This window comes from Pseudolysinimonas sp., assembly GCF_049651805.1.
Taxonomy (GTDB): Bacteria; Actinomycetota; Actinomycetes; order Actinomycetales; family Microbacteriaceae; genus Pseudolysinimonas_A.
Map to the genome: position 1 here is coordinate 40,260 of NZ_JBASCU010000008.1, position 20,631 is coordinate 60,890.

General features: G+C 64.6%; 20 protein-coding genes and 1 pseudogene. 7 read left to right on the forward strand and 14 right to left on the reverse strand.

Features of this window, described 5'->3' with window-relative positions:
* Positions 1-23 precede the first annotated feature (23 nt).
* The 8 genes from WBL06_RS01230 to WBL06_RS01265 all read right to left on the reverse strand — a co-directional run bounded on the left by WBL06_RS01230 (position 24) and on the right by WBL06_RS01265 (position 9,397).
* Entirely contained in the window at positions 24-866 is an 843-nt protein-coding gene (locus WBL06_RS01230) for an amidohydrolase family protein (protein ID WP_424454211.1), read from the reverse strand.
* A 47-nt stretch (positions 867-913) separates the two neighbouring features.
* Positions 914-2,260 (reverse strand): phenylacetate--CoA ligase family protein, encoded by a 1,347-nt coding sequence (locus WBL06_RS01235; protein ID WP_424454150.1) that lies wholly within the window; start codon positions 2,258-2,260, stop codon positions 914-916.
* Positions 2,261-2,313: 53 nt separating this feature from the next.
* The gene (locus tag WBL06_RS01240) at positions 2,314-3,408 is read right to left on the reverse strand and encodes a PEP/pyruvate-binding domain-containing protein (RefSeq protein WP_424454151.1); all 1,095 of its coding nucleotides are present in this window, start codon (positions 3,406-3,408) and stop codon (positions 2,314-2,316) included.
* Positions 3,409-3,419: 11 nt separating this feature from the next.
* Positions 3,420-5,279 carry a PEP-utilizing enzyme gene (locus WBL06_RS01245; protein ID WP_424454152.1) on the reverse strand — a complete coding sequence of 620 codons (1,860 nt, stop codon included), beginning with the start codon at positions 5,277-5,279 and terminating at the stop codon, positions 3,420-3,422.
* Positions 5,276-6,151, reverse strand: coding sequence for an HAD-IIA family hydrolase (locus tag WBL06_RS01250; protein ID WP_424454153.1), 876 nt, complete (start codon positions 6,149-6,151; stop codon positions 5,276-5,278). The genes WBL06_RS01245 and WBL06_RS01250 overlap by 4 nt, the downstream gene beginning before the upstream one ends.
* Positions 6,148-7,263, reverse strand: coding sequence for a pyruvate/oxaloacetate carboxyltransferase (locus WBL06_RS01255; RefSeq protein WP_424454154.1), 1,116 nt, complete (start codon positions 7,261-7,263; stop codon positions 6,148-6,150). Before WBL06_RS01255 ends, WBL06_RS01250 begins: the two co-directional genes overlap by 4 nt.
* 356 nt (positions 7,264-7,619) lie before the next feature.
* The gene (locus WBL06_RS01260; protein ID WP_424454155.1) at positions 7,620-8,972 is read right to left on the reverse strand and encodes an acetyl-CoA carboxylase biotin carboxylase subunit; all 1,353 of its coding nucleotides are present in this window, start codon (positions 8,970-8,972) and stop codon (positions 7,620-7,622) included.
* Positions 8,969-9,397 carry an acetyl-CoA carboxylase biotin carboxyl carrier protein gene (locus WBL06_RS01265; RefSeq protein WP_424454212.1) on the reverse strand — a complete coding sequence of 143 codons (429 nt, stop codon included), beginning with the start codon at positions 9,395-9,397 and terminating at the stop codon, positions 8,969-8,971. Before WBL06_RS01265 ends, WBL06_RS01260 begins: the two co-directional genes overlap by 4 nt.
* Here WBL06_RS01265 and WBL06_RS01270 point away from each other — a divergent pair.
* Complete coding sequence (locus tag WBL06_RS01270; protein WP_424454213.1) at positions 9,335-9,529, forward strand: hypothetical protein; 195 nt, start codon at positions 9,335-9,337, stop codon at positions 9,527-9,529. The genes WBL06_RS01265 and WBL06_RS01270 overlap by 63 nt on opposite strands.
* 69 nt (positions 9,530-9,598) lie before the next feature.
* Here WBL06_RS01270 and WBL06_RS01275 read toward each other — a convergent pair whose 3' ends face one another.
* From WBL06_RS01275 to WBL06_RS01295, 5 genes are all read right to left on the reverse strand, one after another.
* Positions 9,599-10,408 (reverse strand): SDR family oxidoreductase, encoded by an 810-nt coding sequence (locus WBL06_RS01275; RefSeq protein WP_424454156.1) that lies wholly within the window; start codon positions 10,406-10,408, stop codon positions 9,599-9,601.
* Between the two features lie 11 nt (positions 10,409-10,419).
* Positions 10,420-11,478, reverse strand: coding sequence for an ABC transporter permease (locus WBL06_RS01280; RefSeq protein WP_424454157.1), 1,059 nt, complete (start codon positions 11,476-11,478; stop codon positions 10,420-10,422).
* Positions 11,453-13,045, reverse strand: coding sequence for a sugar ABC transporter ATP-binding protein (locus tag WBL06_RS01285; protein ID WP_424454158.1), 1,593 nt, complete (start codon positions 13,043-13,045; stop codon positions 11,453-11,455). The genes WBL06_RS01280 and WBL06_RS01285 overlap by 26 nt, the downstream gene beginning before the upstream one ends.
* A 20-nt stretch (positions 13,046-13,065) precedes the next feature.
* The gene (locus tag WBL06_RS01290) at positions 13,066-14,010 is read right to left on the reverse strand and encodes a sugar ABC transporter substrate-binding protein (protein ID WP_424454159.1); all 945 of its coding nucleotides are present in this window, start codon (positions 14,008-14,010) and stop codon (positions 13,066-13,068) included.
* A 358-nt stretch (positions 14,011-14,368) separates the two neighbouring features.
* Complete coding sequence (locus tag WBL06_RS01295) at positions 14,369-15,133, reverse strand: IclR family transcriptional regulator (RefSeq protein ID WP_424454160.1); 765 nt, start codon at positions 15,131-15,133, stop codon at positions 14,369-14,371.
* Positions 15,134-15,291: 158 nt separating this feature from the next.
* On the opposite strand from WBL06_RS01295, the gene WBL06_RS01300 reads away from it, so the two are divergent.
* From WBL06_RS01300 to WBL06_RS01325, 6 genes and pseudogenes are all read left to right on the forward strand, one after another.
* On the forward strand, positions 15,292-17,130 hold the full coding sequence (locus WBL06_RS01300; protein WP_424454161.1) for an FAD-dependent monooxygenase: 1,839 nt from the start codon (positions 15,292-15,294) through the stop codon (positions 17,128-17,130).
* Positions 17,127-17,564 (forward strand): MarR family winged helix-turn-helix transcriptional regulator, encoded by a 438-nt coding sequence (locus WBL06_RS01305; RefSeq protein WP_424454162.1) that lies wholly within the window; start codon positions 17,127-17,129, stop codon positions 17,562-17,564. The genes WBL06_RS01300 and WBL06_RS01305 overlap by 4 nt, the downstream gene beginning before the upstream one ends.
* A 122-nt stretch (positions 17,565-17,686) precedes the next feature.
* A complete protein-coding gene (locus tag WBL06_RS01310; RefSeq protein ID WP_424454163.1) occupies positions 17,687-17,827 on the forward strand; it encodes a hypothetical protein in 141 nt (46 codons plus the stop codon).
* Between the two features lie 61 nt (positions 17,828-17,888).
* Positions 17,889-18,026: pseudogene (locus WBL06_RS01315) on the forward strand (IS30 family transposase); the annotation flags it as partial.
* A gap of 401 nt (positions 18,027-18,427) precedes the next feature.
* Positions 18,428-19,381: a helix-turn-helix transcriptional regulator gene (locus tag WBL06_RS01320; protein WP_424454164.1), complete on the forward strand. Its 954-nt coding sequence runs from the start codon at positions 18,428-18,430 to the stop codon at positions 19,379-19,381.
* Between the two features lie 9 nt (positions 19,382-19,390).
* Positions 19,391-20,089, forward strand: a complete 699-nt coding sequence (locus WBL06_RS01325; protein WP_424454165.1) for a spermidine synthase — start codon at positions 19,391-19,393, stop codon at positions 20,087-20,089.
* On the opposite strand, the gene WBL06_RS01330 is transcribed toward WBL06_RS01325, so the two are convergent.
* A complete protein-coding gene (locus WBL06_RS01330; protein WP_424454166.1) occupies positions 20,086-20,520 on the reverse strand; it encodes a hotdog fold thioesterase in 435 nt (144 codons plus the stop codon). The genes WBL06_RS01325 and WBL06_RS01330 overlap by 4 nt on opposite strands.
* Positions 20,521-20,631 lie beyond the last annotated feature (111 nt).

A 20,631-nucleotide genomic window follows, 5' to 3' on the forward strand; every position in this document is an offset into this window, starting at 1 on the left:
AGGGTGGTGGGGAACAGGGTCGACTACCGGGTCTGTGGGAGGCCCAACAGAGTGGCCGCGTTCCGTTTCATGATGAGAGGCCGCACTTCCGGCTTGATGGGCAATCCCTCGAAGTCGGCGATCCAGCGGTCGGGTGGCAGGAGTGGAAAGTCTGAACCGAAGAGGACTTTCTCACGCAGAATGGTGTTGGCGTATTGGACGAGGTTCGGGGGAAAGTACTTCGGCGACCAGCCGGAAAGGTCGATGAAGACGTTGGAGTGTCGCGAAGCTACTGCGAGTGCTTCGTCCTGCCAGGGAAACGCCGGGTGCGCCATGACGATCTTCAGGTCGGGAAAGTCGACCGCGACATCGTCGATAGCGAGGGGGTGGGAGTACTTGAGGCGGATGCCAGCGGATCCACGCATTCCCGCCCCGATCCCGCACTGGCCCACATGGAAGAGTGCTGGCACACCGAGGTCTTGGATTTCCGCGTACAGGGGGTAGGCCGCGGGGCTGTTCGGAAGGAACCCTTGCAAGTTGGGATGGAACTTGAATCCCTTGATTCCATAGTCCTCAACAAGAATGCGGGCTTCTCGCACAGCCTGGTCTCCGCGGGCGGGGTCGAGGCTGCCGAACGGGACGAGGATGTCGGTGTACTCGGCCGCCTGTTCGGCGATCAGCCGGTTCGACAAAGGGGGGTGACCGGTCGTCAACTCGTGGTCGACGGTGAACACCACAGCCGCCATCTTCCTGTCTCTGTAATACTCAGCCACGTCGGCAACGGAGACCGGTTCATGGCTCGCTCCGAAATGCGCCTGGGCCGCCTCGCGAAAGTGCTGCGGCATGTCTGAGTTGCCATACCCATCGGATTCGATGTGCACGTGCATGTCGAACGCCACGAGCTCATCCGCGTCGATCGCCCGGCGACTGCCCGTCACGATCGCTCCCGCACATAGGTGAGTGCGTTCTTGTACTCGCCGACTGGTATCGCTCCTCGTTCCAGCAGCTCGACGGCAACGCGAACGCGAAGCCGCTCCCGAACCGCCTCCTCCATCCGCCAGCCGAGGTCGCCCGCGTCTGTCGGCGAGATCCCGTCGGGCAACTCCACCTCGAGCGGGATAGGGTCGTCGAATCGGACTTGATCGATGCGGTCTTTGCGAACGCGGAGCGGTCCAGCGATCTGCGACGCAAACCCTTCCATGACGATGTCCCTGATCGCACTCGGAAAGACGTTCATCGCTTTGAAGATCAACATGTCATCTGTGCGGCCGACACAGCGCACTACCGGAGCCGTACGGCCGCACCGGCAGCTCACAGCCATGACTTGAAGGTGGTCGCGCGAGCGGAACCGGAGTGTTGGACTTGCCTCGCGCGTAAACGGTGTGTAGACCGCTTCTCCGGACGCACCTGCAGTCCAGTCCACGAGCTCTCCGCTCTCAGGGTCGATCAGTTCGACATAGACATTCCTGCTGGCCGTGAAATGCATCCCGTTGCCCTCAGAGCATTCGCCCCACAAGCCGGACATCACATCACCGAGCCCCATCACTTCGCTGACCCGCTCGGCGTTCCAAGCGTCACGAATCCGCGACCGTATGGCCTCCTGCCCCATTCCGGGCTCGCCGCCGCCGATCACTGTTCGAATCGCCAGATCGCTGGCGGGCCGTCCGGTCACCGCTTCGCACCGTTCGGCGAAGAACGTGGCAAACGATGCCGTTCCGATCAGAGTGTCGACCTTGAGGTCTGCGACGATCGAAACCGTGCGGGCCATCGTTTGACCGCCCACCCAGACAAGAGTCGCGCCGATTCGTCGAACCGCGTCCGCGTACGGAGTCCCGCCAGCCACGAGAGGCATGCCCGTCGTCAGCGCAACGACGCTCGAAGGCCGGATACCTGCGGTGTAGAACATGTTGGCGATGCTGTCTGCCCACGCCGCCCGATCGCCATCGGTCAGCCCAAAGTAGACCGGCCGTCCCGTCGTACCTGACGACGCCAGCACCTGGACGACTTCGGAGTTGTCGACGCACTGCAAAAAGCCGAGCAGGTTGTCACTTGCTTCGCCTCCTTGACCGGCCCGCAGATCGTCCTTCGTCGTGTACGGAATCTCGGCCCATTCATTCGCATCGAAGTCCCCAGAGACCTGCACCCCCTCGAGCCGATCAGCAAAGAACGGTGAGCGCTCCGCCAGTCGCGTGACGAAACTCGCCAATTGTGTGCGCTGCCACGCCAGTACCTCGACCCAGGGCTTGGTGTCCAGGTCTTCGTCCCAGTACTCATCGGACACAAGCGAGCTCCTTGCCCCTCATGAATCCGCGGGACACGTGAGCCGCTGTCCGTTCAGTGTGTTGATGACGTGTGCGTGGCATCAACCGCGCCATACGTTCCCCCATTCGTTCCGGTGATGCTCCCGGATATCCACGACATCACGCTGCCGCCCGGGTCAAAGACGGGGCCGCGACGCGCGTTCGACCACACCGTCTCCGGACGGCACTGGAGTAGAACCAGGTTGCTGCCGTCGGGCAGCTCCTCGTCAACGGCAAACTCGATGTCCTGAGCGCCCCCGTGAAGTCTTTCCAGGCGCTTTCCAAATCTCGCCAACGCAAGGACTTCGGCGTCCGTGAGACAGAATGCGTCGCGCCGATCTTCCGGAACCTCGACGAGGGCATCACCGCGTCGATACTCGACACGCTTGTCACCCATGATGCGTTCGGCAACGACCAGCCCGACCTTTTCCACGACATAGCGGTCCGGCGTGACCTCCCCTCCGACGACCGAGAGTCCGAGACCCCAGTTCGCCTCGAGCACGATCTTGGACCGATCTCCGCTGGTGGGGCTGATGGTGAACATGACCCCTGCGGCGCGGGCGCGCACCGTCTTCTGAATCACAACAGCCATCTCGATCGAGTACGGGTCGATCTCCTTCATCGCGACGTAGGAGAGAACGCGACTCGAAAACACACTCAGGTAGCACTTACGAACGTGCTCGAGCACGTCAGCTGTGCCGACGATGTCCACCCATGTCTCGAACTCGCCTGCGAAACTCGTGGCGACCGAGTCTTCCGCGGTCGCGCTCGAGCGAACGGCGACAGCAACGTCGGGCACACCGGTGTCCCGGCACAGCTTCTCGTAGCTCGTTCGGACCTGGTCGGCGACGTCGCTCGGGAGAGGCGTTTGCCCGAGGACGGCCAGGATGTCTCGCTCGGCCTTGTCGTAGGCGGCCCCGTCGCCGGGCTTCGCGATGTTTCCCAGGATGCCGTCGAGTTGGGCGCGCAGGTCGCCCTGCGCCAAGAAGGCTCGATATGCGGCGGCTACCACTGTGAAGGCCGGTGAGACCGGGAGCTCGTCGGCCACCATCTCCGCCAATCCCAGCGCTTTACCGCCCACTTCACGTACGTCTCTGCACGCCTCGTCAGCCAGCTCTGTCGTATACATCTCGCCGGCTCCTAGCTGGTCGTGGTACCGGCGTGCGTTGCGACATCGGTATCGTCGAGCAGCTCGACGGTGCCGGCCTTGCCGTCTATGCGCACGCGCTGCCCCGTCGTCAGCCGGGCGGTGGCGAAGCCCGTGCCTACGACCGCCGGGATGCCGTACTCCCGGCACACGATCGCGGCGTGGCTCATCATGCCTCCGATGTCGGTGATGACTCCCGTCGCCACCGCGAAGGCGGCGGCCCACGAGGGCGCGGTGATCGGAGCGACCAAGATCTCGCCAGGCTCGAGTAGGGACAGGTCCTTTTCGCTCCTCAGCACGCGAACGCGACCCTCGACGATTCCGATCGAACCGGGGATGCCGTTCATGGTGGATGACGAGCCCGTCGTCGCGCCGAGCCAATCGGCGACCCGCTCCGTCGTGACCCCGTAGTTCATGATGGCGAACGGGTCGGTGACCTGCTTCGGCGGGATACCGTACGCCGGCGGTGCACTGGCGCTCTGGAGGGCGTCGACGATTACCCGACGCTTGGCGATCTCGGCCCCCCAGCGCTTCACCCCTCGGGCGGGGACGCCGATGGCCCAAGATTCGACGACGTCAAAGAGGACGGCGTCGAGTTCGAACCGGTTCATGTAGAACATGTCGTCGCGCGTCTGCGTGAAGCCGGCCGCGAGAAGGAAGTCTGCGAGCTCCCACGTCTTCTGCCAGAACACGTTGTGCGCCCAGTGCTCGACGTAGATGTTGTGTTCCTCGATGTACGGGAAGACGGTGCGCGCGAGCCCCAGTAACTCATCGAACTGCTTCGCTTCACCGTCGGTCAGCAGCGCCCGATACTCGTCCACGATCGCATCCCGCTCTGCACGCAGCCGTTCGACAGGACGTGCGATGCCCTCGCCGGCAGCGAGTTTCGTCGCATAGCGGGCGATGCCCTGCAGCGGAATGCTCAGGTCACTGGCCCACGTCTCTTGGTCGTGAGTGAATCCGTACTCCGCGAAGTAGTTGAACCAGGGATCCTTTGCCTTGTCGAAGGCCTCGATCCAAGCCCGCCCCTCGTTGGTCTTCGCAAGCTCAGCGACGAGCATGTCGGGTGCATGTCCGGCACTGATTGCGGCGGTCAGCCCGAGCTCATTGGCGAGCGCGGCCAGGGCACGGAGCTCGTCGTCGGGCCGGAACGCCAGCACCTCGACGCCCGCAACCATGCGCGAGATGCTCTGCTCGCTGATCTGAGGGAACGCTTCCTTGCAGAACTGGAAGAAGGTGATGTAGCCCCCGTAGCCGAGGTTGAGGAACTCGAAGTGGTACTGCCAGACGACGAAGAACTCATCGATCAAACGGTGGTAGTTCTCGATGATGTTCCAGGACGTGGAACGGCCGCGCGCTTCGGTGACCACCTCGATCGGGTCCAGCTCGCCGAGCGGCGGAAAGGAGATGCCGCGAAGCGACTCGATCGCCGCATCCATCTTGGCTTTCCACTTGCTGTAGAGGTCATCCCAGTTCGCGTAGTAGTAACCGGCTCGTTCCTGAAAGTGGGCAACGCGAGCCTGAATCGTCTCGGGGTCCTCCACCGCGATCGGCGAGATGTACACGTAGCCGTTGACGATGCGGACATCGAGGCCGAGAGACACCGGCAAGACGAAGATTCGCGTGCTGTTCTGCCCCGCGCCGAGGTAGACGGCCTCCGCGCCGATGCTGTCGAACGGATGGGCGCCTCGCGACCAGTGCATGGTGTCGGCGAACCAGAACCGCGCGTTCTCGTCGTCTCGGGTCTCCTCGCTGGGCACGAGGAAGTAGGGAAACATCGATTCCCAACCTTCGCCGCCGGCAGGGACCTCCGCCTCATTGAAGAACGGAAAACGATCGGACTGTGAACTCATGCTGTGACTCCTTTGTCGTATGGCGAATGGATGGGTGGGAATGCGCCGAAGAGAATGCGGAAGAGCTCTGACACGTCTGCCACGGCAAGATCGGGGCGACTTCGGCCGACCAGGGCATCGAATTGGGCGGCCGAGGTCGCACCGCTCAACACGAGGACGCTTTGAGCGCCCATCAGGCGTGCCAGCTCGATCTCGACGGTGGCGTCGCCGACCACCGCGATGGTCTGGGGTTGGCTGTCGAGACGGCGGAGCAAGGTCTCGGCGAGGGCCGGCGACGGCTTGCCGAGGACCTGAGGGGTGACGCCCGTCGTCCACCCGATCGCATGAGCAATCGCCGCCGACACCGCGACTGACTTCTGGATCCCGCCGTGGAACCAAGGCGTGTCGACGGTTGTGTAGAGCGACGCTCCTGACTCGACCGCAATGCAGCCGGCGTTGATGTCTGAAGCGAGGTATTCGTCGGCCGCTCCGACCACCACGACGCCCGCGGGCCCGCCGTCTGCAGTGGTGACGACCGCGAGGCCGCGTGCCCGAAGGGGATCCACCAGCCCTTCCGCACCGATCGCCAGCACCCTTGACGTCGGATGATGCGCCGCGATGTAGTCGGCGGCGGCGCTACCGGCGGTGACGACCTGATCGTCGGAGATCTCGAGACCGACAGACCGGAGATGTGATGCGTACTGAGCGGGCGTGCGTTGCGAGGCGTTGGTGCACACCAGGATGCGCTGACCGGCGGCCTTCAGCGCCGACAGCAACTCCGCGGCCATCGGGAAGGGTTCGCCGCCGGCGCCACCCGCCCTCGCCGTTCGCATCAGGCAACCATCAACGTCGATGACCCACGCCGTGGTAGTCGCGAGAGGCTTGCCGGTCACGTCAGGTCTCCCGCCGGCGCTTTGCGCTCGAGCCGAACCGAGGTGTCACCACGTGTGACAGAGAACGACGTGATCGACGGCCGCTCATCGAGAGTCGCTAACAGGTCCTTGAGCGAGGAGGCCGCCGAGCGACCGCGAGCCTGGATCATTCCGTCGACCTGTTCGGCTGGCATCACTGCGCGCAACAGCAGCTCCTCGTCGCTGAGGCTCGCCCCGAGTCGCTTGCGCAGTTCTGCGATGGTGATGTCCCCTCCGTCGTTGATCGGCTTTCTCCCACGGTTGGTATCCATGGCGCGGTCCATCAGAGCCGGGTCAATCGGGCCGGGCAACTCCCCGAAGTCGCCGCGAAGTAGGTCGATCACCTCGTCGGAGATCTGCTTGTAGCGCTCCCCCGACAGGACGTTGAGGGTGGCCTGGGTGACGATGTATTGGGCAAACGGGGTCATCACGATCGGCCAGCCGAGGTCTGCACGCACCTGGACCGACTCCTCGATGACCTGGTCGAACAGGTCCGGACGGCGCAACTCCTTCAGTTGCCGCGCGAGGGTCGACTGCACGCCGCCCGGGATGGTGTGCCGGTAGTAGCTTTCGTCGTACTCGTTCGGGATACCAACGGGAAGCCGCCGGATCCTCGCCTGACGCTGCAGGTAGGCGGACGCTCTGGCCATGGCTTCGAGGTCGACGTTGACGGTGTGACCTCTGGCGCGAAGGTTCGCCACCAATCGTTGCGCCTCCGGGTGCGAGCTGCCGTTGGCGAGCGGAGGCAGTGCGCAGTGGATCGTCCGGATGCCGAGGTCCGCCGCATCCAACACGGTCAGCGGCGAGAGCCCTGTCGTGCTGTGCGAATGGATCTCATCGAGACGCGTCGACGCGAGGCTGCCCTGCAGCAAGGGAATGAGCGCCTTCGCCCGGTCCGGCGTCAGGAGGCCGGCCGGGTCCTTGAGGTAGACACTGTCGATATCGGCACAGCCATCGAGTTCGGCGATCTTCGCGGCGAAGTACTCGTCCGTGTGCACCGGACTGGTGGTGTAGCAGATGCCACCGATCACCTCGTCGAAGCCGACTCGCTTGGCAAGATTGGCCGTCCGTTTGGCCCCATCCATGTCGTGCATCGGGTCGATGACCCACAGTCGCCTGATGCCGTTCCGAGCGAGCAGTTCGAACGCCAGCTCGAAGACGGCATCCGGCGTGCGATGGAACGTGATGAAGCGCTTGCCCGTGGTGAGAAACCCGAGCTTCGTTCGCGGTGCGCGTTCGCGCGCGACGCGGATGCGTTCCCACGGGTCTTCCTTGTGAAAGCGCACAGCGACCGCGAGCATCGTGCTGCTCATCAGTTCGAGCGCTCGGTAGCCCACCTCATCCAAGAGGGGAACGGCACCTTCGATCATTCGCGTGGTAACTCCAGTAGCTCCCCAGAGGCTCTGGTTTCCATCCCGCAGGGAGACGTCTACGAGTTCGATCTCAGCCATCAGTGCGTCGCCCCTTGCGCGATCAAGCCGTCCAGCCAGTTAGTCGTGACGCTGTTTCCCCGATAGTCGGCGTGGGCGATGATTCGCTTGAGCAGCTCTAGCGACGTGGTCAGACCACCCACCCCGAACTCGTCGAGCCCTTCACTCATCAGTTGGATCGCCGACGCCCTATCAGGTCCCCAGGCGATGAGCTTGCCCATCAGCGCGTCGTAGAAGGGTGGAAAGACGTAGCCCTGATAGACGTGCGAGTCGAGCCGAAGCCCGGCGCGAACGGGTGGCCGCCACGTTTCAACGACCCCTGGGGACGGGGCGAGAGCCCGATCAGGATCCTGTGCCGTAACCCGGCACTCAATGGCGTGCCCGCTGAGCCGCACGTCGGCCTGGGTGAACGACAGCGGCGCTCCGAGCGCGACGAGGATCTGTTCTCGGACCAGGTCGATCCCTGTGACCATCTCGGTGACCGGATGTTCGACTTGCACACGGGGATTGACCTCCAGGAAGCTCACCTCCTCGCGATCTACGTCGTAAAGAAACTCGACCGTGCCGAGACCGACATAGTCCAGTTCTTCTGCGATGCGAAGCGCGCTGTCATGCAGGATTGCTCGGGTGGCCGCCGAGAGCGCGGCGCAGGGAGCTTCCTCTACGACCTTCTGGTAGCTGAACTGCACCGAGCACTCCCGCTCACCAAGGTGAACGCGGTTGCCGTGGCGGTCCCCCAATATCTGCACCTCGACGTGCTTGGCGTCGCTGACGAATCGTTCCAAGAAGACGGTTCCGTCGCCGAACGCCGACTGGGCTTCGGACGAAGCCAGATCCCATGCTTGAGCGAGGTCGGATTCGTGATCGACGCGTTTCATTCCCCGCCCGCCGCCGCCATGGGCCGCCTTGATGAGAACCGGGTACCCGATCTGCTCGGCGAGGGCGTTCACCTGGGGAAGACCGTCTGCTGTGCCGCCTGCCGAGACCGGGACGCCCACCGATATGGCGAGGGCACGAGCCCTCAGTTTGTCGCCAAGCGCTTCCAACGCCGCGGGCGCGGGACCAATGAAGGTCAGGCCGTTCTCTGCACAAAGTTGCGCGAACGCGGGCCGCTCGGAGAGAAAGCCGTATCCGGGATGGACTGCGGTGCAATCGGTCGACACCGCCGCTTGTACAACTGTCTCCATCGCCAGATAGCTGTCACCCGGGCGAGGACCACCTAACGTGACGACTCGACCCGCGCGTCTTGCTGCCAAGGTCTTCCGGTCTGCAGTCGAGACTCCCAAGACCGTTTCGAAACCCAGCCGCTCGCACGCCTCGATGATCCGTACCGCGATTTCGCCGCGGTTGGCGACAAAGATCCGGACTGTCATGGCAGCGGACGGATCTCGAAGAGCGGTTGCTCGAACTCGACCAGCTCACCATCTCTCGCGAGGACGGCCGTGATCTCTCCGGCCACTTCGGCGACGACCGACGACATCAGTTTCATGACCTCGATGATGCAGAGCAGATCTCCCGCCGCGACGATGGCGCCCACCTCGACGAATGGAGGTTCGCCCGGTTTGGGCGACCGGTAGAAGGCGCCGAGCATCGGAGCTGTCACGTGCACCTTTCCGGGCGAGGGTCCTCGGTCGGGTTGCGCGGGTTGTGAGGCTGCGGGTGGTGTCGAGACCTGCCGCTCGACGGTGTCCGGGACCGCGTGCGGCCTGGGGGACTCCGCTGAATCGGACAACAAATGTCCGCGACTTATCGCGAGCTTCATCTCGCCCTTCTCGAACCGGAACTCGGTGAATTCCATGCCCTCAACGAGTTCGATGATCGCCGCAAGCTCCTCGAGATCTGGATCCATGAGAAGGGAGCCCTTCCGCTGTCTGGCGCGCTCGACCGTGAGCGTCGCTCCTACTTGAAAGCTACAAACATGTTCCGCTGAAAGCAATGAGTGAGGACGACGATTCTTCCTTGCGGAATGCTCTTGCCTTTCGTCGCCCCCTCCTCTTCCTCAGCGCGGGAAGGCCGCCGCGACACCGCCATCGACATTGATCACTCCGCCAGTCACCAGGGCGCTGTCGGCAGAAAGGAGAAAGGCGACCGAGGCAGCGACATCCTCGGGTCTCACGCTGCGCCCGAGTGCAGTTCTGTCGGCATAGAAGGATTCCAGCGCCTGTGGATTCACGCCGAGCGCCGCCGCCCGTGCCTCACGGACGCCCTGCTCCCACACTCTCGAGCCCGCGAAGACCGCACCCGGATTGATAGCGTTGACGCGAATCTGGTGAGGCCCGCCCTCAAGCGCTGCAACACGCATCAGCTGCACCATCGCTGCCTTCGACGCCGAATACGCGCCAAACCCTGCGCTGGGGCCGAATGCGCTCTTGCTCGCGATGAAGACGATCGATCCCCCGCGCTTCGCCCGCTTCATGACGCGCAAGGATTCGCGGGTTAACAGAAACGCCGTATCGACATTGACCCGAAATGCCCGGACCCAATCCGCTGCGTCGATCTCGTCGAGCATCCCGGTCACACCGACGCCCGCGTTGCATACGACGCCATCCAGACCGCCGTGATCGCGAACCGCCGCATCAGCCGTCCTCTCAGCGACCTTTGGATCGGACTGGTCACCGACCACGACGGTGCACGCCGGCGCACCTAGATCGGCGAGCTCTCGAGCGACCGTGGCCAAGCCGTCGACCTCCAGATCCGCGAGTACCAGCGACCACCCGTCGCGGCCCAGGCGATGAGCGATCCCTCGGCCGATGCCGGAAGCCGCACCCGTGACGATCGCGGTTCTAGAACCCTGAGAAGGGCGGCCCACTTCTAGCGCTCTCAGGCCTTCAGCCCACGGGCGAGCCGTCCGCGGAATCGCTCGAACGTCAGTGCCAGGAACAGAATCGCGCCGGTCGCAACCGCTTGCCAGAAGGTGGGCACGCCGGAGAGCGTCAGGCCGTTCTGAAGGACCCCGATAAAGATGCACCCGACGGCGGTGCCCCAGACACTTCCCGACCCCCCCGCGAAAGACGTTCCGCCAAGTAGCACCGCGGATGCGGCCGCGAGTTCGAGCCCGATGCCGCCGGTAACGGGCTGGGACGATGTGAGCCGCCCGACCAGGAGAACCCCTGCCAGCGCCGCCAGGCCGCCGCTCAGTGCGAAGACACCTGCTCGGACCCGTCGCACATCGATTCCCGCCAGCCACGCGGCCTCGGGATTGCCTCCGACCGCGAAGACCATCCGACCGAACCTCGACCACTTCAACACAGCGAATCCGAGGACGTACACGACAACGACCACGGCGATCGGCACGGGGACCGGGCCCAGCTTTCCGTCGCCGAGGTACTGCACGAGGGGCCAGCTCGATGTATCCGCCGACTGACCGTTGGAGATCAGCAGGGCGGCGCCACGGAAAATCGACAGCGTCGCGAGTGTGACGACGAAGAAGTTGAATGCCAGGAACCCGATCGGCAGCCCGTTGGCGATCAGCGCGATCAGCGAGCACGCGACGAGAGTGGCGAGTATCGCGAGCGGTGCAGGAAGGCCCGCACTGAGGGCCATGACCAGAATGACGCCCGCAAGTGCGGACATCGACCCCACTGAGAGATCGAAGGCTCCAGCGATCATCACAAACGTCATTCCGAGGGCCGCAATCAGGAGGGCCGTGGTCGTGCGCAGGATGCCCGATGCGTTCTCGCTGGTGAGAAAGGACGGCTGTGTCAGCGAGAAGAAGATAGTGAGGGCAATCGCGGCCAGAAGGATGCCGCCTGATGAACCCAAGGCGGTCGTTAGCCGACGACCCATCCCTTTCCACGGCCCTCGTTCGAGCTCCCGCGGCGGCTGCCTGACGGCAGATTCGTCGTGACCTTGTTCAGCCGGTGACTTCTTGAGGCTCACGCGGCCCCTCCTTTTCTATGATGAGGTGGAGCAGAGACTCCTCGGAGGCCTCGTGGCGCTGGAGTTCGCCGACGATCTGGCCACGACGCATCGCGACGATTCGATCGCTGACGGCGAGCAGCTCGGGCATGTCCGAACTGATGACGATGATCGCGACGCCGGCTTTCGCGAGATCGTCGATGATCTCGTAGATCTCGCGCTTGGCGCCGACATCGATCCCCTGCGTGGGTTCATCAAGGATCAGGACCTTGGGGTTGGACATCAGGCACTTCGCGAAGGCCACCTTTTGCTGGTTCCCTCCGGACAACGACAGGACCAGGACGTCCAGGGAGCTGGCGCGGATACGTAGTGAATCCGCCTTCTCATGTGCAAGGGCCTGTTCTCGCGACTTGCGAATAACCGAGAGCGGGCCGAGCTCGAAGAGGCGGCCCAGTGTGATGTTGTCCAAGACAGACTTCGAGGCGATGATCGCGCTTCGCTTTCGGTCCTCAGGCAGGAGGGCAATGCCAGACCGGAGACTGTCCAGAGGGGTCGACAACGCGACCGCCTCGCCGCGCACGCGGACTGATCCCGTGCCCCCGGGACGGAGGCCCGCGAGCGTCCGAGCGAGCGCGCTCCGGCCCGACCCGGCAAGCCCACCTACGCCGAGCACCTCGCCAGCGCGGACCTCGAACGATACGTTTCGCAGAATGCCCCGATTCAAGCCCTCGACCTCGAGGACATTCCCGCCGCGGCCGCGACCACTGGACTTCCACTCCAGCAGGTCCCGGCCGACCATAAGGCGGATCAGCTCGGACTCGCTGGTGGAGCCGATGTCAACGGTTCTTCGATGTACCCCGTCGCGCAAGACGGAGGCGCGATCGCACAGGTCGAACACTTCAGCCATGCGGTGGGAAACCAGGACGATTCCCACTCCCGTGCTCTTGAGGTGCCGCAGATGGTCGAAGACCCGCCTCGACTGCGTGACGTTCAACGCTGTCGTCGGCTCATCGAGCAGGAGCAGGTCCGGGTTGGAGAGGAGCCCTCGCGCGATATTCACGAGCTGGGCCTGGTCCGTACGGAGCTCGCCCGCGGTCCGTCGAGGATCGATGTCGGCTCCGATGAGGTCGAGTGTCGCGCGGCACAGATCGTTCATCTGTTTTCGCGCGATCCGGAACGGCGTCCCTGGCCAACGACCCATGGCCATGTTCTCCGCCACGGTCGTGTGCTTGTTCAACTGGACATCCTGAGCAACCAGGGCGATGCCGTGCTTCCATGCATCGCTCGGCCGGCTCACTCGCAACGGAACACCGTCTTTGAGCAACGTGCCTTCGTCCGCATGGAGGCGACCAGCAACGATGTTGGACAGGGTCGACTTGCCCGAGCCGTTCTCTCCGAGAAGGGCATGGACCTCACCTCGACGCACGGCAAGCCTCGCGTCGCGGAGCGCGTGGATACCACCGAAGGACTTTGCGACGCCGGAGGCATCGAGGGCAAGTGGCGGCAAGGCGGACGGGTTCGGTTGATGTCTATTTATCATGTTCATGGCTTCGTCGACGAGGGGCGGCTGCCAGGACGTGGAGTGCACCTGGCAGCCGCACAAGCGGACTAGCTGACGACTCCGACGATCGTGGTCGGGTCGATCCACTCACCGATGTTCGCCTTGGTGTAGAGATCGGGTTCCGAGTCCACAACGATCGTCTCGGACGGAATCGCGGTCTTGCCCGTGAGGATGTCGTAGACCTGCTGCACGGCGGCAGCACCGATCTCCTGACTCTTCGGGTCAAGAACCATCGACATGGCGCCAGCCTTCACGGAATTGACGCTTTCGGGGGATGCTCCCAGACCGGTGGTAAGCACGTCTCGATCGGCCGCGTTGACCGCCGCTGCGGTGCCAGCGCCGATGATGTCGGTCACGCTCAGGATCGCGTCGAGGTCAGGGTACTTGACCAGAAGCTGCTCCCCGACAGTCCGGCCGCCGCCCGCGTCGTCGGGCAGAGCGTCGACCCGAGGCACGACGGTGATGTTCGGGAACTGCTCCCTGAAGACCTCCTCGCAGGTCGCGACCCGGATCTCCAGAACGGGGATGGGGATGCTGCCGGTGCAGGCGACCTGCCCCTCGCCCCCCAACTGCTCGCCGACCCATTCGACGGCCTGCGTTGCCATGATCACCGAACTCTGGTCGGCGATCACGCTGACGTTCTCCAACGTCGGGAGCCCGTCGATCCCGTTGACCAGCACACCAGCGTCGGCTGCTCGCTGGAGCGCCGACCTGACGGCGTTGGGATCACCGACGAGGTGGACGAAGATCGCGTCGGCACCGGAGGCCGTCAGCTGATCGATGTCGGAGACTTGCTTGTTGATGTCGAGGTTCGAGTCGAGGATCCGGACCTCCATCCCAAGACGCTCGGCCTCAGCCTTGATCCCGGCGTACGTGAGGTTGGCGGCAGGGTTGGCAACCTTGGCCGCCGCGATACCGATCGTGAAAGTCTCCTCATCGGGCGACGTGCCCGAGTCGCCGTCCGGCGCTGAGCACGCCGTCAAGAGAACCACCGTCGCTGCGCCGGCTATGAGAGTGCGCGCGCGCAGACCCAAATGACCTCTGCCGTTGCGTGAAATCAACATACTGACTCCTTTGTCGTGTGTTGCATCTGTCGGGTGCTGCGTTTGCGCCCGCTGTCCATGCCACGGAGCGCTGCTTCCTCTGCCTTACACAGCGTGCTCACGGTAGGACGCGATTCGCGGTACAGCAATACGCGAGATCGCCGTTTCTCTAGAGCAGAATCACCGAGTGGCGAGCATCCGGAGATCGACGACGACTTCGCGCGCTGTGACTCGCCTGGAGCGCTTGACGAAACTCGCGCTGACGCCTCTGACGAGCCGCGGGCGCTCGTCAGCTCAATGCCGCGGTCTAGTGGGGCAGGAGCGACAGCCGCTCAGCGCTTTCGGCAGCAACGCGTCGAAGCTCTCGACCCATGGCTGGCACAAGGCGCTTGTCGAATCGGGCGGTCGGGATCGCAATTGTCAGGGCGGCGACCGGACGCTCGGACCCGTCCAGGATCGCCGCCCCGACGCCGCACACGCCGACTTCGGTCTCCTCCTGGTTCACGGCATAGCCGTCGCCACGGACCTCCGCCAGGTTGCGCTTGAGGAGATTGACGCTGCGCAGCCTGCTGGTCGGCCAGCTGGGCAGTCCCTCCTTGTGAAGTGACTCGACCTCGGCCAACGGGACCGCCGCGAGAATCGCCTTGCCTCCGGCCGAGCAGTAGGCGGGCATCGTACCGCGGATTCTCAGGCCGACCCGGAGAACTCGGTCTGCCTCGATGCCGTCGATGAACAGAACGTCAGTGCCCTGGAGCACCATGAGGTGGACGGTCTCTCCGAATTTGCCGTGAAGCGCCTGTAGCGCGGGCGCGGCCGCCGAGCGGAGCGCGGTCGAGGTGACGGCAGCAGACCGAGACGCGAGGGCCGGGCCGGCCCGGTATCGACGTGAAGCCTCCTGCACCGCGAAACCTCGGAAGCAGAGCGCGCCGAGCAGACGATGCGCCGTCGAAGGTGCAACGTCCAACTGGGCCGCGGCCTGGGTGACGGTGAAGATCTCGCCCGCTTGGAGCAACAAGACCAGCTTCAACGCACGATCGACCGACTCCAACGGGTAAGCAGGTTGCTTCGGCACGGCAGAACGCTAGCACGGCGCTCTTGCTGCGTCGCGAACGGAGGAATCTACGACCGCACTGACAGGTCGGCAATAATTCCGACCAACACGTCAATCGCTGCGCTTGTAATCGTTGGGGTACTGACAATAAGGTGGACCTTCTGACAAAGGAGTCCCCCATGCAATTTCACGCTGATGGATACCGGCCCGGCGACCCGCGCATCGCGCCGGCGTCCACAGACGCTTACCGTGCCGGCGAAGCCATGCCGGACAAGGTCGATGTCCTCATCGTCGGGACGGGGCCTGCCGGGTGTGTTCTCGCCGCACAGCTGGCCGTCTTTCCCGGAATCCGTACTCGCATCGTCGAAAGGCAGCGAGGCCCGCTGCTGAAGGGCCAGGCGGATGGGGTGGCTTGCCGAACCGTTGAGATGTTTCAGGCGTTCGGGCTGGCGACGACCATGCTTGACGAGGCTTACTGGGTGAACGAGAGTACGTTCTGGGGCCCCAACCCCGCCGACGCGGGTGGCATCGTTCGCACCGGTCGCGTGAGGGATACCGAGGACGGGCTCTCGGAGATGCCTCACGTCATCGTCAACCAGGCCCGGCTGCAGGACTATCTGCTCGAGAAGATGCGTGAGTCACCGACCCGGCTCGAACCCGACTATGGCGTCGAGTTCGTCACCCTCGTCGTCGAGTCCAGCGGGGAGTATCCGGTGCTCGTGACTCTACGCAAGGGCGACGAGCAGTTTCAGGTGCGATCCCGTTACGTGGTCGGCTGCGACGGCGCACGAAGCGCTGTGCGGGAGTCAATCGGACGTGAGCTGTTCGGCGATAGCGCCAATCACGCATGGGGTGTTATCGACGTCCTTGCAACGACGGATTTTCCCGACTGGCGCGTGAAGTCGCTGATCCAGTCCGGGGCGGGCGGCGGTAACCTCTTGCTGATTCCCCGTGAAGGCGGTCACCTGGTGCGGCTCTACGTCGATCTGGGCACGGTGACGGACCGGGCGGCCGCCAAGGCGCTCACGGTCGAACAGGTCATCGAATCCGCGCAGCGAGCGCTGCGCCCCTACACTCTCGACGTACACGAGGTCGTGTGGTTCTCGGTCTATGAGGTCGGTCAGCGCGTCGCCGACGGTTTCGACGATGTGCCGGCCGACGAGGCGAGCCTTCGGCCGCCTCGGGTGTTCATCGCGGGCGACGCCTGCCACACGCACAGCGCCAAGGCGGGGCAAGGAATGAATGTCTCCATGCAGGACGCGTTCAATCTCGGTTGGAAACTTTCCGCCGTGCTCGAGGGGCGCAGTCCGGCCGGGCTTTTGCGCACCTACTCGGCTGAGCGACGGGCGGTTGCGGAGGAGCTGATCGCCTTCGACAGAGAGTGGTCGACCGCGATGGCGCGGCCATCCGAGGGCAGCGGGCGGCTACAGGATGCGTTCGTCAGGGCGGGCCGATACACAGCCGGAGTGGCGACCCGATACGAACCATCCTCGCTGGTCGGATTGGCGACGCATCAAGGGCTGGCAACGGGGTTTCCGATCGGTATGCGTTTCCATTCGGCGCCCGTCGTACGTATAGCCGATGGAAAGGACATGCAGCTCGGCCACACCCATGAGGCGGATGGGCGCTGGCGCATCTACGTTTTCTCGGACGCCACCGGGACGCTTGCGGCCACCCTGTTCGCGCACATCCAGAAAGTCCGCGCCAGGTTCACGCCGGTGGGCGCTGACCCAGATGCCGTGCTCGACGTCCGAGGAATCTACCCGGATCGTGAAATTCGGGAGCTTCCCGAAGCACTTCGGCCCCACAAGGGCGCGTTGTCGTTGCGCGACTACGAGAAGGCGTTCGCGGCGAGGACCCACGGAGGAACGGACATCTACGACCTGCGCGGAATCGATCGCGCGAGGGGAGCGCTCGTGGTGGTGCGACCTGACCAATACGTCAGTCACGTCCTCCCACTCGATGCCTACGATGAACTCGACGCCTTTTTCGGTGGGATCCTTCAGGAGGTCGCGTGAGCAAAGGGTCAGAGCTGGAGCCTCAGCGCTACACCGGCCATCTCATCCGCCGAGCTCAGCAACGGCATGCGGCACTGTGGACGAAACACGTGTCGCCCGAGTTCTCGAGCGTCCAGTACGCGGTGCTCTCAGTTCTTGCCCGGAAGCCGGGCGCAAGCCAGAGCGAACTCGGTGCAGAACTCGACCTCGACCGTTCGACCATCGCGGACATCGTGGTGCGCTTGGAACAACGTGGAGTGATCGAGCGGATAGCGCACGAGAGCGACCGACGACGAAACGCGTTACACCTGACCGCCCATGGTCAGGTCACCGTCGAACGATTACGACCGCTTGTTGTCGACACCAACAACCTCCTTACTACGGGGCTCTCCGCCGACGAAGTGGCGAGCCTGCGTTCGCTGTTGCGACGGTTGTTGGGTGCGCATCCCGCGTGAGGCGCAGCGATTCGACGCGCACTCTCGGCATCCCGCGGTTCGCAACATGGATCACGCGAGACGTCCAGATTGGTGACATAGGTGACAGAAGGCTTCCTCTCACTCGGCCATAGGTTCCTGGCGTGAAGTCGATGGTTCTGAGCCTCGAACTCAATCGTCGGTCCTGCACGCGATCTCTGCTCACGGCGTTCCCGAAGCTCGACGCGAAGACCCGCACCTGCGCCGTGACCCGCGCCCGCGAGCTGGGACTTCTCGGCGGCTGACACGCCGGTGGAACGGCTGTTTGCCCGAAATGGCCCACTTTCGCTGCGCGGGTTCTCGCGCTTCCCGAAAGGCACCGATCTCAGCGTGTTCAGCCCCGAAGACCTCGACTACGTTCAATGGGAGATGAACGACCGACCCCGCAAACGGCTCGACTACGCCAAGCCCAGCGAGGTCATCCATCAAGTCCTGTTGCGCTGACCGCCAGAATCCGCCTGTGAAAAGTGGGCCATTTCAGGCGAATAGCTGAGTTGGTCAGGCGAAGAACGCCCGGATGTCGCCGACCACCGTCTCGGGGACCTCGAGCGAGGCGTAGTGGCCGCCCTTCTCGAACTCGCTCCAGTGCACGATGTTGTCGTTGTCGCGGTCGGCGAAGGTGCGGATGCTCTTGAAGTCGTCCTGGGCCGTAATCCCAGTCGTCGCCGGGTGCCGGCTGGGGAAGCCGGGCGCGCGCGCGGCGAGCTTGGAGGTCGTCGAGGTCTGCCTGGGCGATCTCGATGCGGAAGGGGCGGATGTCGGCCGTGGCCGTCTTCTTCGTCATGTCTCCCACGGTAGAAGCCGTATAGGAACGTTTGATTCCTATATCTGGATACTCTTTTCGCATGCCAGATACGTCCGCCCGATTGCTTGCTCTGCTTGGCCTCCTCCAGTCCCGCCCCGAGTGGCGCGGCAGCGAATTGAGCGTCCGCCTCGGCGTCACGGGTCGCACGATCCGCAACGACATCGACCGGCTGCGCGCCCTCGGCTACCCCGTCGATGCCGAGCGCGGCCCCTCCGGCTTCTACCGGCTCGGCGTCGGCGCGCACCTCCCTCCCTTGCTGCTCGACGACGACGAGGCGATCGCCGTCGCGATCGGGCTGCGCACCGCGACGGGGATCGCCGGGGTCGAAGAGTCGACCGCGCGGACCCTCGCGAAGATCGACCAGGTGCTGCCCGGGCACCTGCGCGGCAAGGTCGAGGCGATCGCCTCCGCCGTCGACCAGGGGCCGGCCAACACCGACAGTCCGGTCGAGGATCCCGAGATCGATCCCGCCGTACTCGCCGAGACGGCCGAGGCGATCCGGCGTGAGGAGTGGGTGCGGTTCGACTACCGCGACGAGCCGCGCGTCGTCGAGCCCTATCGGCTCGTGAGCTGGCAGCGCCGCTGGTACCTCGTCGGCCGCGACCCCGACTCGAGGAAGTGGGCGACCTTCCGGCTCGACTGGATGAAGCTGCGGATGCCGACCCGCCGCCGCTTCGCCCCCGCGCCGATGGCGGAGAACGACTACGTCGACTTCGTCGTGCGCGAAGTGGCATCGACCGGCTGGAACGTGCACGCCCGCATCCGGGTTCTCGCGTCCTCGGCGGACGTGCTCACTCGCATCAACCCCGCCGTCGGCGTCGTCGAGGCCGTCAGCGACGACGAGTGCGTGCTCGTCACCGGCGCCGACAGCGTCGAGACGATCGCCGTCTACATCGGGATGCTCGGGATGCCGTTCCGGGTTTCCGAGCCACCCGAACTCGTGGATGCCGTCAGGAGGTTGGGTGCGCGCTACGCCGAAGCGGCGGCTGGTTAGGGTGAGGCCGTGACCCTGCGCTTCGAGGAACTGGACTTTCAGCAGACCCCGATGGGGGAGCTCTTCCTGCGCCGACGGGTCGAGCCGACGCTCGGGGTCGACGTCTACGAGGTGAAGCTCGGCGACGAATACCTGATGTCGAGCCTCTTCACCGAAGCCGAAGAGCAACTCGCCCACCTCGGGCTCGCCGCGACGTCGGGCGAGAACCTGAGCGTGCTGGTGGGCGGGCTGGGTCTCGGCTACACCGCGGTCGCGGCGCTCGAGCATCCCTCGGTGGCGTCTCTCGTCGTGGTCGACGCGCTGCCTGCCGTCATCGAGTGGCACGAGCGGGGTCTGCTGCCGGTGTCGGCGCGGCTCACCGGCGACCCGCGCACGCGGCTCGTGCTCGACGACTTCTTCGACCTGATGCGCCGCGACCTCGCCGCCGACGCCCCGCGCTACGACGCGATCCTGCTGGATGTCGATCACTCACCGCGGCACAGCCTCGCCGCGGGCCACGCCGACCTCTACACCCCCGACGGCCTGCGCCGCCTGGCTCGGCACCTGCGCGAGGGCGGGGTGTTCGCGCTCTGGTCGGACGACCCGCCCGACGACGAATACCTCGCCGACCTCGGTACCGTCTTCGGATCGACGCGGGCGCACGTCGTGGAGTTCGCCAACCCACTCACCGGCGGCACCTCAACGAACACCGTCTACGTCGCCCGCTAGTACTGCGACGGCATGGAGAGCACGGCCATCGTGCACCGCGAGATGCACACCAGCTTGCCGTCGTCGTTGGTGATCCGGATCTCCCAGACGTGGGTCGTGCGACCGATGGCGATCGGACGGGCCTCGCCACGCACGAACCCTTCGGCGACGGGACGCAGGTGGTTGGCATTGATCTCCATGCCGACGCAATGGAACCTCGCCCGATCCACCGCGAAACTCGCTGCCCACGACGCGAGAGTCTCGGCGAGCACGACCGAGGCGCCGCCATGCAGCACACCGGCGGGCTGCCGAGTGCGGTGATCCACCGGCATCCGCGCGACCAGCGACTCATCGGTGAGTTCCGTGAACTCGATCCCGAGATGCTCGATCATCGTGCTCGGGCGCTTCGCGTTCGCCTCATCGACCGAGGGGGTGCCGAACCAGATACTCATGCCGACATCCTGCCTCGTCGCGCACCTTCCGGGCAGGCCAGCCCTGTCATCACCTCTCCGACGACCTCGGTAGAGTCGGGGATCGACGACTGAACCCGCTCCACTCGGGCG

Bases quoted from the DNA above. Each gene is read 5' to 3' on its own strand.
- WBL06_RS01230 (WP_424454211.1), bottom strand. From the start codon at position 866: ATGCACGTGCACATCGAATCCGATGGGTATGGCAACTCAGACATGCCG.
- WBL06_RS01240 (WP_424454151.1), bottom strand. From the start codon at position 3,408: ATGTATACGACAGAGCTGGCTGACGAGGCGTGCAGAGACGTACGTGAA.
- WBL06_RS01245 (WP_424454152.1), bottom strand. From the start codon at position 5,279: ATGAGTTCACAGTCCGATCGTTTTCCGTTCTTCAATGAGGCGGAGGTC.
- WBL06_RS01255 (WP_424454154.1), bottom strand. From the start codon at position 7,263: ATGCACGACATGGATGGGGCCAAACGGACGGCCAATCTTGCCAAGCGA.
- WBL06_RS01260 (WP_424454155.1), bottom strand. From the start codon at position 8,972: ATGACAGTCCGGATCTTTGTCGCCAACCGCGGCGAAATCGCGGTACGG.
- WBL06_RS01270 (WP_424454213.1), top strand. From the start codon at position 9,335: ATGTCCGCGACTTATCGCGAGCTTCATCTCGCCCTTCTCGAACCGGAA.
- WBL06_RS01265 (WP_424454212.1), bottom strand. From the start codon at position 9,397: ATGGAATTCACCGAGTTCCGGTTCGAGAAGGGCGAGATGAAGCTCGCG.
- WBL06_RS01300 (WP_424454161.1), top strand. From the start codon at position 15,292: ATGCAATTTCACGCTGATGGATACCGGCCCGGCGACCCGCGCATCGCG.
- WBL06_RS01320 (WP_424454164.1), top strand. From the start codon at position 18,428: ATGCCAGATACGTCCGCCCGATTGCTTGCTCTGCTTGGCCTCCTCCAG.
- WBL06_RS01330 (WP_424454166.1), bottom strand. From the start codon at position 20,520: ATGAGTATCTGGTTCGGCACCCCCTCGGTCGATGAGGCGAACGCGAAG.